Raw genomic sequence first — 11,702 nt, forward strand, 5'->3', positions numbered from 1 at the left:
CCGAGCATGATGTCGTTACCCGGGACAGGAAAGAGCTTCGACGAGTTTCGCTACGACGATGCCGTGTGCCGACAGTTTGCCTATCAGTCCGTGGGGGGCGCGGGCGCCGAGCAGGCAGGGCAGAATGCAGCGGTGACCAGCGCTGTCGTGGGAACGGCCATCGGCGCGGCGGCGGGCGGTGCCATCGCCGGCGGAAGCGGTGCGGCGGTGGGCGCCGGGACGGGGCTCGTCGTCGGTACTGCAGCCGGGACCGGCTACGCGAGCGGGGCTTACTATGCCGTGCAGCAGCGCTATGACAACAGTTACCTGCAGTGCATGTACGCCAAGGGCAACCGCATTCCTGTCTACGGCAACTTCGTCGCGCCGGCGCCGGCGGCCTCGTCAGCCGGATACTATCCGCCGCCTCCACCGCCCCGCAATTGAGGCCGCTCGCGCCGCACAGGCCGAGCCACCGCATGCGACCTTGAGCGGCTGCGGAGGGCGTGGTACGGTTGAACGAGCACTTCCGCCGTCGATCCTAATCAGAGATTCCTTAGGCGACAGCGAATCGCCGGTCCTGCCGGTGCGCAGAACCAGGCAACGGCGGAGGCAGCCTGATTGGATAATCAGAGGAGCGTTACGCGATGAACATTTCGGATACGGTCAAGGACAATCTTGCCTACAGCAAGGAACTGGTGGAATCGGGGCTCGAAGGGGCCAAGGAAGGGCGCAAGTCCGTCCTCGAAGCGGAATCGACCAACGATCTCGTCACGCAGGCGGCACAGGAAGCCTGGCAGGCAGGCACCATCGGCGTGATGATCGGGGCCGTCCTCGGTGCGCTGGCCGACGATCGCCGGCCGGTGCGCGGCGTCATCGCCGGCGTGCTGCTCGGCGCCATCATGGGCTACGGCGGCAGTTTCGCGTGGAAGACGCGGCCCCTCACGTCGGCCATGGCGCGTGGCGCGGGCAGACGCATCGGCGAGACGCGCGACAAGCACTGGCTCAGCAAGCATCCCATCCCGTATTGCTGAGATCTTCCCTCTTGCCGCGCCGGACCCCGGCCCGCTCGAGGCGGGGGCCTGCTAGCGCCGCGCCTGCTCCCCCGGCACCGACGGCGCCGGCAGGTTCTTCGGCGTGAACTCGAAGTACGGCGTTGCCACCTTCTCGCCGGGCGCGGCGGCTTTCGGCGTCGGCGCACCGGCAGGACCCAGCGAGCGGACGAAGCGGTAGAGCGCGGTGAGATCCCGATCCGACATCGAGCTCAAATTGAACCACGGCATCGGCGGCCGCATCGGCGTGCGCGCACGCTGGATCCACTCTGCCTCCGTCATGTCGCTCACCAGCAGGCGCAGATTCGCCGGATAGGTTGTGCCCCAGGGGCCCTGGAATCCCACGTCGCTGCCGGTAAGCCATTGCTGGACGGGGACCTTGCCGTCGGACTGCATGTAGCCCGGCGTGTGACAGTCGTTGCACCCGCTCACCCGGGCGAGATACTTGCCGCGTTCGATCAGGCGATTCTCGGCGTCGGTGCCGGTCGCCGAGGCGCTGCTTGCGAGGAGCGACAGCCCGCCCGCGGCGGCAACGGCAAGGTTACGGATGTTCATGGTGAATGCCCTCCAGTTGAATGGAGAGCAGATTACTTCGGGCGTTGCGGGCGCGTCGCTAAATGTTCCCTTAATAAACCTTAAGAAAACCCTAAAGGACGGCTTGGCACCGGCGAGCCAATCCGTGCAACATTGCGCCGTGGTCGTTCCCGTAGCGCGATGCATTCCCAACCACCCGTCCCATTGCAGCTCACCGCGACGCAAGCCGCCTTTCTCGGCGGTCCGGTCGCCATCAACGCCGCCTCGCACGACGCCATCGGCATTCCCTCCATCGCCCGCGGCTTCGGTTGTCGGGTGACGCCGGACCGGCGCGAAGTCGTGATCCTGCTGTCGATGCAGCGGGCGCAGGCGGTCCTGCGCGACCTCGCGGCAGGGGCTGCGATTGCCGTCGTATTCAGCCGCCCCAAGACCCACGAGACACTGCAGCTCAAAGGCATGCGCGGGCGCATTCAACCGCTGGCGGAAGGGGACCGCGAGATCATGCTGGCGTACGCTGCGATGTTCGCCGCGGAAATCGTGGCGCTGGGCTACCACGAGCGCTTCGCGCGGTCGCTCACGCAGCCAGCGGGCGACGAAGCGATCGCGGTGGCCTTCCTGCCGAACGCAGCGTTCGATCAGACCCGAAGGCCGGCATGCGCCTGTGACGATAAGCCTGCGCGCCCTGCGGCGCTGTTTCGAGGGTGCAGTGCCGGCCTGCATCGCCACCTGCGCGGCGGACGGCACGCCGAACGTCACCAAGCTGTCGCACGTGCAGTTCGTCGACGACGGGCACGTCGCGCTGTCCTATCAGTTCTTCAACAAGACGCGCGAGAACATCCTGCAGAACGGCCGCGCGACGGTTGAAGTGCTGGACCCCGACACCGCCGCGCATTTCACGCTGCGGCTGCAATACCTGCGCACCGAAACCGCGGGCCCGCTGTTCGAGAACATGAAGGCCCGGCTGGCGGCCATCGCCTCGCACAGCGGAATGAGCAAGGTCTTCCGGCTATTGGGTTCCGACGTCTACCGCGTGCTCGACGTGGAGGCGGTGACCGAGGCGGCCGGGCTGGAGGCATCGTCCCGCGCGGAACCATTGTCGGGTTTGCGCGCCTGCTCGACTGCCCTCGCATCCTGCGCCGATCTCGACCGTCTGCTGGATACATTGCTGGCGGGACTGGAGACCTGGCTGGACATCCAACATGCCATGGTGCTAATGCCTGAACGGGACGGCCGGCGGCTCTTTACGGTCGCCACGCGAGGTTATGCGGAGTCCGGCGTCGGTTCGGAGATCTGCATGGGCGAAGGCATCCTGGGCGTGGCCGCGGCGGCGCGTACCCCCATCCGTATCGGCTACGCGGTGCAGGAATACCGCTACAGCCTGGCGGCACGCCAGCGGTTCGCGGAAAGTGCCGCTGCCGATGCGCTGGAAACCGAAATCCCGTTCCCGGGGCTGGCCGAGGCCGGCAGCCAGATGGCGGTTCCGGTGATGCTCGGCGACCGGCTGCTCGGTGTGCTGTACGTGGAGAGCCCGCACGAGCAGCGCTTCACCTACGAGCACGAGGACGCCTTGGTGGTCCTGGCGGCGCATCTCGCGCTGTGCATCGATTTCCTGTCGCGCAGCGCGGAACAGCCTGGAGAGATCGCGCGGTCGCCAGCGGGCGCAAAGCCCGCCGCTTCTTCCGGCGCCCCGGCGCAGGTCCGACATTTTCCCGCCGACCACAGCGTGTTCGTGGACAACGACTACCTGATCAAGGGCGTGGCGGGCGCCATCATCTGGAAGCTCCTGCGCGAGCATGCGGCGGGTCGCATGGAGTTCACCAACCGCGAACTGCGTCTGGATGCCTCGCTCAAGCTGCCGGATATCACCGACAACCTGGACGCGCGGCTCATTCTCCTGCAGCGTCGGCTGGCAGAGCGCTGCGACTTCGTCGCGATCGAGAAGACCGGCCGTGGTCGTTTTCGCCTGCGCGTGGAGCGGCCGCTGCGCTTGAGCGAAGCGACGTGAAAACGGCGGGGCGGGCGCCGCTGCGACGATGGCGTCCCGCCCCGGTAGCGCTCGGAATTACGCGACGTTGATCTCGATGCGCCGCGGCTTTGCTTGCTCGACCTTGGGGATGCGCAGCTTGAGCACACCCTGGTTGAGCTCTGCGGACACCTTCTCGGTATCGAGTTCCTTGCTCAGCGTGAACACGCGCCGGTAGCGCGGCAGGGCGACCTCGGCGTGGCTCGCCTCCATCGCTTCCGGAACGGAGACACTCAGCGCCCCTTCGACCGTCAGCGTGTCGGCTTCGACGTGCACGTTGAGCCCGTCCTTCGACACGCCGGGCAGATCCGCGTACAGCGTGATGCCCGTGCTGTCCTCGATCACATCGACTGCCGGCACCAGACCCGTCTCGCGGGGTGCCTGGGTTTCCCGGGTTACTGCTGATCTTTCGCTCATGGTCTTTCCTCCTGATTTACTGGACAGTGATGCGGCGCGGCTGGGCCGACTCGCGGCGCTTGATGCTCACGTGCAGGACACCGTCGCGATAGTTGGCCGACACGGCATTGGGATCGAGATCGTCGCTCAGGCTGACCACCCGGCTGAAGCGACCGCTGAAGCGCTCGTTGATGTGCACGGCCGCTTTTTCCTCCGCGGCCGGCAGGGTCGGCTTGCGCTCGCCGGAGATCGTCAGCACGCCGCGATCCAGATTGACGTCGAGACTCGCGGGATCGAGCCCCGGAGCGAATGCGTAGATCTCCACCGACTGCGGTGTGCCACCGACGTTCAGCGCGGGAAACCCGCCGCGCCCGAAGCCGCGGATACTGGGGGAGATATCGAATGCCTGCTGCATGTCGCGCTGCAGGCGGTCGAGTTCGGCAAAGACATCACGTGAGAACAGTGAACGGTACATCGTAATCCTCCTTCGAAGACGGGGCATGTGAACCCGGGAGTGTGGTCCCGGTGTTTGCGTAATCCGAAGGTGTGGACGAGGCACCGGGATTTCAACCGGATGACCCGGGCTCGGGCACACATTGTTGCGGGAGGTAAAGCGAAGACGGCGCCTCGAGACCGAGGCGCCGTCTTAAGAAGTGGGGCCGCTGTCGTGGAGCGGCGATGTCCTGTCAGTCGTGGTCGTGATGCCGGTGCTTGCCCTTGCAGTGACCCGGCGGCCAGCACTGGCCATCGCGAACGTAGACGACTTCCTTTTGCACGACGGTCTTCTGCTTGGGCTGATTGACCGAACTGCCGATCGCGGCGCCGGCCGCACCGCCCAGACCGCCGCCGACGATCGCGCCGGTTTTCCCGCCCACCGCCGAGCCCACCGCCGCCCCGGCCGCGCCGCCCAGGCCGCCGCCGATCACCGCACCGCCGTCGATGTCACCGGCGTGCGCAGCACCGGCCCATGCCACCAGCAGTAGCGCAGACACCTTCCGAAACACCTTCATGGTTCGCCCTCTCATGTGGTCTGGTTCTGTCGGAGTTCGCGTGGCGCCCGTCTTTCGCCGCGGGACGAAAAAGGCAAGGAGCGTGCCGCGCCGCTGGTCGCCCACTCGGCGCGACGGGCTTCGGTCGGAAGCGGACGACGGGAATAAGGGCGCCTCCAAGACGGTATTGCAGGGTACGGACGCTGCGCTCAAAGCACTTTGTCCGAACACCACCCGAAGGAGATTCAAAATGCGATCAAGCCACAAGGTTTCCGCTGCCGCGGTTCTCGCCACCCTGACCCTCGCCGCCACGCCGGTCGTCACCCAGGCGGCGGGCGACGCCGACTGGGTCATGCGGCAGTTGGAGCAGACCGACGGATACGACTTCCGCTCGGGCAGTTCTTCAGACCAGTCGTACCAGTCCATGGGGACATCTGACAACGCATCGGCCGCTGCCGCCCGAGCCAGGGAAGCTAGCCGGCAGGAACGCACGCTCGGCGCCGCCCCGAGCACGGCGGGAAGGTCGGGCGCGCCGGACGGCTCTTCGCGCGCCGGCACGTACTGAACACCGACGTGACCGGGTCTGCAATCGTCGGTGGACCGTGGCATCCCGGCCTGTCGGGGCAGGATGGACACTTGGAGGAAGCAACATGGTCGACAGAATCGGCAGGCGTGATTTCCTGAAGCTCGCGGCGCTGGGCGGGGGTGCCGTATTCGCGTCTCGACTGAGCGGGTTTGCCGCCGCGGCGCAACGCCCCGGCGTGCCGGCCGGGGACGATTTCTTCTTCGTCCAGCTGTCCGACGTGCACTGGGGGTTCGAGGGCCCGCCCAACCCCGACGCGAAAGGCACGCTGCGCAAGGCGGTGGCCGCCGTCAATGGCCTCGCCCGACAGCCCGATTTCGTGATGTTCACCGGCGACCTCACCCACACCACCGACGATCCGAAGGAGCGCCGGCAGCGGCTCGCGGAGTTTCGCGAAATCGTGAGCGGGCTCAAGGCGAAACCGGTGCGCTTCATGCCGGGAGAGCACGACGCGGCGCTCGATCGCGGGGAGGCTTATCGAGAATTCTTCGGGGACACGCACTACGTCTTCGACCACAAGGGCGTGCACTTCATCGTGCTCGATAACGTCTCCGACCCCGCGGCACAGATCGGCGACGCGCAGCTGCAGTGGCTGGCGAACGATCTCGAGCGTCTTCCGAACGACGCCAGCATCGTCGTTTTCACGCATCGGCCGCTGTTCGATCTCTATCCGCAGTGGGACTGGGCCACGCGCGATGGCGCCCAGGCCGTCGACCTGCTCCTGCGGCATCCCAACGTCACGGTGTTCTACGGCCACATCCACCAGGCCCATCACCATACGACCGGGCACATCGAACATCACGCCGCGAAGTCCCTCATGTTTCCGCTGCCCGCGCCCGGGTCGCAGCCGAAGCGTGCGCCGCTGCCGTGGGACCCGGCGCAGCCCTACCGGGGCTTGGGCTGGCGGACCGTCGAGGCGAGCGCACCGGACGCAAGGTATTCGCTGGCCGAGTTTCCGGTCTCGGAGGGCTAACGTCATGGATCTCAAGGCCTATCAGCTCAGGTTCGTGACGCTCGTCTTTGCTCTTGCCACCGCCTGCGTTGCGCACTTCGTGACCGCGCAGCCCGGAGAGCGGGTCGTGACAGTGGTCGCCGAGCGGTTCCAGTACACCCCCGCCGAGATCCGGGTCAGGAAAGGCGAGCCTGTCGTGCTGGAGTTCACCACGCGCGACGTGACGATGGGCTTCAACGCGCCGGAACTCGGCGTGCGCGCCGACATCGTTCCCGGGCAGGTCGCGCGCGTGCGCCTGGTGCCGGACCAAGCCGGGACGTTCGCGTTCTACTGCGACATCTTCTGCGGCAGTGGTCACGAGGAGATGACGGGAACGATCGTGGTCACCGAGGGCTCGTAGCTCGAGCGGCCAAAGAGCGAAGCCTCGCCCCCGACCATGAGTGAACCGGACCGTAGCCGGCGTTTTCAGGAACTCGCGCTGCCGCATCTGCACGCCGCGTACAACCTTGCGCGCTGGCTCGTGCGCAGCGACCCGGACGCCGAAGACATCGTCCAGGAAGCCTATCTGCGCGCCTTCAGGTTCTTCGACGGCTTCCACGGCGAGGACGGGCGTGCCTGGGTGCTGGCCGTGGTGCGGAACACCGCCTTCACCTGGCTCAAGCAGCGTCGCGCGCAGGAGACGCTGCCGTTCGACGATGAAGCCGACGCCGATCGACCCTCGGCGACTGCGGCCGATGCGACGCACGTCGACCCGGAGGCGATCTTCGCACACCACGAAGACCGGCGTCTGCTCGATGCGGCGCTGGAGCGGCTGCCGGTGGAGTTTCGCGAGGTACTCGTTCTGCGCGAACTGGAGGAGCTGTCATACCGGGAGATTGCCAGCATCGCCGGCATTCCGATCGGCACGGTGATGTCGCGGCTCGCGCGCGGCCGCAAGCTGCTCGTGCGGTGTCTTCAAGAGCTCGACAAGGAGTCTTGCAATGGATTGCAGAGAGGCACGGGAGTTGTTTCCGGCTCACGTGGACCGGGAACTCGGCCTGCCTGAGGCGATCGAGATGGACCGGCATCTGCATGCCTGTCCGCAATGTCAGGAAGAGTTCATGGAGCAAAGTCGGGTGCGCGCCGCCGTGAAGAAGCACGTCACCTACTACCACGCCCCGGGCGATCTCGCGGCGCGGATCGCTACCGCGTTGCCGGCCGAGGACAGGACCCTCGCGTCATCGCGGCGGCGCGAGTGGCGCTGGTCGGTATCCGCCACGTGGCTGGGACTGGGCGGCGCGCTCGCGGGGGTGGTCGCGCTCGTCTGGAGCGCTCTTCTGTATCAGGCGTTGCCGTCGGCGGACGAGATGGTCGGCGATCAGATCGTCGCGAGCCATGTGCGATCGCTCATGGCCAGCCACATCGCCGACGTGACGTCGTCGGACCAGCACACCGTCAAACCCTGGTTCAGCGGCAAGCTCGATTTCTCGCCGACCGTGGGCGATTTCACCGAGCTCGGTTTCCCGCTGGTGGGCGGTCGGCTCGACTACGTGGATCACCGTACGGTCGCCGCCCTCGTCTACCGCCACCGCCAGCACCTCGTCAACGTCTATGTCTGGCCGTCCGCTGTGCACGACACAGGTGCGGTGCGCACCCAGTCGCGCCAAGGCTATCATCTGGTGAACTGGGCGGGCGGCGGCATGGCCTACTGGGTGATTTCAGACCTGAATGCGAAGGAGCTGATGCAACTCGTCGATGCCCTGCGTGGGCAGGCGCCGAAAGCCGGTTGAGATCGCCTTCCAATTTCGGTCACAGTGATGTCACAGTGATAACAGGCAGTTCGCCTGAGCGACACTCTGCGATAGGAGCTGCAATGAGCAATGCGACCTTGATCCGCAAAGTCTACGACGACTTCGCGAAGGGCGACGTTCGCGCGGTACTCGAAGTCTTTGACGCATCGATCGTCTGGCAGGTGCCGGGTCACAGTCCGCTGTCGGGCACTTACCGGGGGCATGGCGAGATCGTCGGCTTCTTCGAGCGCTCGCTCGCACTGAGCGGCGGCAGCCTGGCCATCGACGTCGAGCACATTCTCGGCGAAGGCGATGTCGTAGTTGCGCTGGTGACGGTAACGGCGGAACGCAACGATCGCACCGCGGCATTTGCGGAAGTGCATGTCTGGCGGCTCGCGAACGGAAGGATTACCGCGTTCCGCGAATTCCAGGGTGACGAGCAGGCCGAGGATCGCTTCTGGTCGTAGGAGACCCGACCGTCGTAGCGCAGCGCTACTTCTCTCCGGTGCGGAGGAGGGAGTTCAGCAGGAACGAAATGATCGACACCGCGAGCGCGATGCCGATCGCCGTGCCGAAGCCTTCCAGGTGGAAGCCGCTCACCATTCGTGCCGTCAGGTACAGCGTCAGACCGTTGATCACGAGCAGGAACAGGCCGAGGGTGAGGATGGTGATCGGCAGGGTCAGCACGACGAGGATCGGTCTTAAGAGCGTGTTCACGATGCCGAGCACGAGACCGGACAAGAGCAGGGATTCGGTGCTGGCGAAGCGAATGCCCTCGAAGATCTCATCGGCGACCCACAGCGAGAGCGTGTTCACACCCCAAAAAAGAACAAAGCGAATGAGCGTCTTCATGGCGACGGCGATTTCCCGGCCGGTATTGTAGCCGCTTGCGCATCGACGTCGACGCCCCGGTCGTTCCGGGCTGCGACGGCCTCTTGCAAAAACCCCGCGCCGCCTCCATCTGGGTCCGGTTACTGCTTGAAATTCCGCTATAATTTCGGCCAGTCACGCGTCTTCAGGAGGTTAGCATGCCGATTTACGAGTATCGCTGCGAGGACTGCAACCATCGCGGCGAGTTTCTGCAGAAGGTGAGCGATGCCCCGATCGCGACCTGTCCGCAATGCGGCAGCGGGCGCTTCTCCAAGCTGATCTCCGCCGCCGGCTTTCAGTTGAAGGGCAGCGGCTGGTACGCCACCGATTTCAAGAACGGCTCCAAGCCCGCTGCCGCCAAGTCGGAGAGCAAGGCGGACGAGAAGCCCGCCGAGTCGACGGAGCCCAAGGAGTCGAAGGCGGACGATGCGAAGCCCGCCGGCTCGTGCGGCAGCGCCTGCGCGTGTCACAACTGAACTGCCTGTCCCCACTCTGACGAACGCAATCCGCGTGAAACGCTATCTCATAACCGGCCTTCTGGTGCTGGTGCCGCTGGTCATCACCCTGTGGGTGCTGCACCTGCTCATCAGCACGCTCGACCAGAGCCTGCTCCTCCTTCCCGACAGTCTCCGGCCGGAACGGCTGATCGGCGTCAAGATCCCCGGGCTGGGCGTGGTGCTCACGCTCGGCGTCGTCCTGTTGACCGGCATGCTCGCCCGCAACTTCATCGGCGAGCGGCTGCTGCTCTTGTGGGAAGGGCTGCTTGCACGCATCCCGTTCGTGAAGTCCATCTACTCCAGCGTGAAGCAGGTGAGCGACACCCTGCTCTCGCCCTCGGGGCAGGCGTTCCGCAAGGCGCTGCTGGTGCAGTTTCCGCGCGATGGCTCGTGGACCATTGCCTTTCTCACGGGCACGCCGGGCGGCGATGTTGCCAACCACCTGGAAGGCGAGTACGTAAGCGTCTACGTGCCGACCACACCCAACCCCACCGGCGGCTATTTCGTCATGATGCGGCGGTCGGAAGTGATCGAGCTCGACATGAGCGTGGACGATGCGCTCAAGTACATCATCTCGATGGGCGTGGTCGTGCCGGGTCCGCGCGGCCGTCCGCGCAACGACGGGCAGACGCGTCCGCGGGTCAAGGCCAGCGCCGGCAACTGACCGGCCCCGGGCGCGTTCCGCGTTCCGGCTTTCCATCACTCCGGCGATTTCTCATGCGCACCGAATACTGCGGACTGGTAACGAAGCGCCGTCTGGACGAGGTCGTGACGCTGTGCGGCTGGGTGCACCGCCGCCGCGATCACGGCGGTGTCATCTTCATCGACCTGCGTGACCGCGAGGGACTGGTGCAGGTGGTGTGCGATCCGGATCGCGCGGAGACCTTCGGCATCGCAGAGAAGCTGCGCAGCGAATTCGTGATCGCGGTGACCGGCAAGGTCCGGCTGCGGCCGGAAGGCACCGCCAACGCCAATCTCGTTTCCGGCGAGATCGAGGTGCTGGCGCACGCGATCGAGATCCTCAACCCGTCGCTGCCGCCGCCGTTCCAGATGGACGACGAGAACCTCTCCGAGCAGGTGCGGCTGGAGTATCGCTATCTCGATCTGCGCCGCTCGCCCATGCAGAAGAACCTGCGCCTGCGCTACCGGGTAGCGATGGCGACGCGCACATACCTCGATGCGCACGGCTTCATCGACATCGAGACGCCGATGCTGACGAAGTCCACACCCGAGGGGGCGCGCGACTACCTGGTGCCATCGCGCGTGCATGCGGGCGAGTTCTTCGCGCTGCCGCAGTCGCCGCAACTCTTCAAGCAGCTCCTGATGATCTCCGGCTTCGACCGCTACTACCAGATCGTCAAGTGCTTCCGCGACGAGGATCTGCGCGCCGATCGCCAGCCGGAGTTCACGCAGATCGACATCGAGACCTCTTTCCTGAGCGAGGCGGAGATCCGCGCGCTGATGGAGGGACTCGTCCGGACCCTCTTCCAGGAAGTGCTCGACGTCGCGCTTCCCGACCCCTTCCCCGTCATCTCCTACGCCGAGGCGATGTCGCGCTTCGGTTCCGACAAGCCGGACCTGCGCGTCCCGCTCGAACTCACGGAACTGACCGACCTCATGCGGACGGTGGACTTCAAGGTGTTCCGCGCGGCGGCGGACCAGCCAGGCGGGCGCGTGGCCGCGCTGCGTGTGCCCGGCGCCGCGGAGAAGCTGTCGCGCAAGGACATCGACGACTACACGGACTTCGTCAAGATCTACGGTGCCAAGGGCCTCGCCTACATCAAGGTGAACGACGCTTCGCAACCCGGCGAAGCCGGCCTGCAGTCGCCCATCGTCAAGTTCCTGCCGGCGCCGGTGCTGGCTGCCATCCTCGAACGCACGGGTGCGCGCAGCGGCGATCTCATCTTCTTCGGCGCGGACCGCGCGAAGATCGTGAACGACGCGATGGGCGCGCTGCGCCAGAAGATCGGTCATGAGCACGGATTCGCTCGAGCCGGCTGGCGGCCGCTGTGGGTGGTCGACTTCCCGATGTTCGAGTACGACGACGAGGCGCAGCGCTGG

At 66.0% G+C, this 11,702-nt stretch carries 17 protein-coding genes; 12 read left to right on the plus strand and 5 right to left on the minus strand.

Going from position 1 to position 11,702, the window contains the following annotated elements; translation table 11 throughout:
* Positions 1-9 precede the first annotated feature (9 nt).
* Positions 10-423, plus strand: a complete 414-nt coding sequence (locus JNK68_10400) for a hypothetical protein (protein ID MBL8540768.1) — start codon at positions 10-12, stop codon at positions 421-423.
* Positions 424-623: 200 nt separating this feature from the next.
* Positions 624-1,010 carry a hypothetical protein gene (locus tag JNK68_10405; GenBank protein MBL8540769.1) on the plus strand — a complete coding sequence of 129 codons (387 nt, stop codon included), beginning with the start codon at positions 624-626 and terminating at the stop codon, positions 1,008-1,010.
* A 51-nt stretch (positions 1,011-1,061) separates the two neighbouring features.
* Here the strand turns inward: JNK68_10405 and JNK68_10410 are convergent, their stop codons facing one another.
* Positions 1,062-1,583, minus strand: coding sequence for a cytochrome C (locus JNK68_10410; GenBank protein MBL8540770.1), 522 nt, complete (start codon positions 1,581-1,583; stop codon positions 1,062-1,064).
* Between the two features lie 640 nt (positions 1,584-2,223).
* Here JNK68_10410 and JNK68_10415 point away from each other — a divergent pair.
* On the plus strand, positions 2,224-3,567 hold the full coding sequence (locus JNK68_10415) for a GAF domain-containing protein (protein ID MBL8540771.1): 1,344 nt from the start codon (positions 2,224-2,226) through the stop codon (positions 3,565-3,567).
* A 57-nt stretch (positions 3,568-3,624) separates the two neighbouring features.
* Here the strand turns inward: JNK68_10415 and JNK68_10420 are convergent, their stop codons facing one another.
* From JNK68_10420 to JNK68_10430, 3 genes are all read right to left on the minus strand, one after another.
* Positions 3,625-4,002, minus strand: coding sequence for an Hsp20/alpha crystallin family protein (locus JNK68_10420; GenBank protein MBL8540772.1), 378 nt, complete (start codon positions 4,000-4,002; stop codon positions 3,625-3,627).
* 16 nt (positions 4,003-4,018) lie between these two features.
* Complete coding sequence (locus JNK68_10425) at positions 4,019-4,456, minus strand: Hsp20/alpha crystallin family protein (protein ID MBL8540773.1); 438 nt, start codon at positions 4,454-4,456, stop codon at positions 4,019-4,021.
* A 211-nt stretch (positions 4,457-4,667) separates the two neighbouring features.
* The gene (locus JNK68_10430) at positions 4,668-4,991 is read right to left on the minus strand and encodes a hypothetical protein (GenBank protein MBL8540774.1); all 324 of its coding nucleotides are present in this window, start codon (positions 4,989-4,991) and stop codon (positions 4,668-4,670) included.
* A gap of 229 nt (positions 4,992-5,220) precedes the next feature.
* Here JNK68_10430 and JNK68_10435 point away from each other — a divergent pair, with 229 nt between their 5' ends.
* The 6 genes from JNK68_10435 to JNK68_10460 all read left to right on the plus strand — a co-directional run bounded on the left by JNK68_10435 (position 5,221) and on the right by JNK68_10460 (position 8,741).
* A complete protein-coding gene (locus JNK68_10435; GenBank protein ID MBL8540775.1) occupies positions 5,221-5,535 on the plus strand; it encodes a hypothetical protein in 315 nt (104 codons plus the stop codon).
* An 85-nt stretch (positions 5,536-5,620) separates the two neighbouring features.
* Positions 5,621-6,526 (plus strand): metallophosphoesterase, encoded by a 906-nt coding sequence (locus JNK68_10440; protein MBL8540776.1) that lies wholly within the window; start codon positions 5,621-5,623, stop codon positions 6,524-6,526.
* 4 nt (positions 6,527-6,530) lie between these two features.
* Complete coding sequence (locus tag JNK68_10445; protein ID MBL8540777.1) at positions 6,531-6,905, plus strand: cupredoxin domain-containing protein; 375 nt, start codon at positions 6,531-6,533, stop codon at positions 6,903-6,905.
* Positions 6,906-6,941: 36 nt separating this feature from the next.
* Positions 6,942-7,550 carry a sigma-70 family RNA polymerase sigma factor gene (locus JNK68_10450; GenBank protein MBL8540778.1) on the plus strand — a complete coding sequence of 203 codons (609 nt, stop codon included), beginning with the start codon at positions 6,942-6,944 and terminating at the stop codon, positions 7,548-7,550.
* Entirely contained in the window at positions 7,486-8,274 is a 789-nt protein-coding gene (locus JNK68_10455) for an anti-sigma factor (protein MBL8540779.1), read from the plus strand. The genes JNK68_10450 and JNK68_10455 overlap by 65 nt, the downstream gene beginning before the upstream one ends.
* Positions 8,275-8,357: 83 nt before the next feature.
* On the plus strand, positions 8,358-8,741 hold the full coding sequence (locus tag JNK68_10460) for a nuclear transport factor 2 family protein (GenBank protein ID MBL8540780.1): 384 nt from the start codon (positions 8,358-8,360) through the stop codon (positions 8,739-8,741).
* A gap of 25 nt (positions 8,742-8,766) precedes the next feature.
* Here the strand turns inward: JNK68_10460 and JNK68_10465 are convergent, their stop codons facing one another.
* Complete coding sequence (locus tag JNK68_10465) at positions 8,767-9,126, minus strand: phage holin family protein (protein MBL8540781.1); 360 nt, start codon at positions 9,124-9,126, stop codon at positions 8,767-8,769.
* A 176-nt stretch (positions 9,127-9,302) separates the two neighbouring features.
* Between JNK68_10465 and JNK68_10470 the strand changes: the two genes are divergently transcribed.
* From JNK68_10470 to aspS, 3 genes are all read left to right on the plus strand, one after another.
* Entirely contained in the window at positions 9,303-9,620 is a 318-nt protein-coding gene (locus JNK68_10470) for a zinc ribbon domain-containing protein (protein MBL8540782.1), read from the plus strand.
* Positions 9,621-9,654: 34 nt separating this feature from the next.
* Positions 9,655-10,305: a DUF502 domain-containing protein gene (locus JNK68_10475; GenBank protein MBL8540783.1), complete on the plus strand. Its 651-nt coding sequence runs from the start codon at positions 9,655-9,657 to the stop codon at positions 10,303-10,305.
* Between the two features lie 53 nt (positions 10,306-10,358).
* On the plus strand, positions 10,359-11,702 hold a 1,344-nt coding region (gene aspS / locus JNK68_10480), incomplete at its 3' end, for an aspartate--tRNA ligase (protein ID MBL8540784.1).

The organism is Betaproteobacteria bacterium (genome assembly GCA_016791345.1).
In the GTDB taxonomy this organism is placed as follows: domain Bacteria; phylum Pseudomonadota; class Gammaproteobacteria; order Burkholderiales; family JAEUMW01; genus JAEUMW01.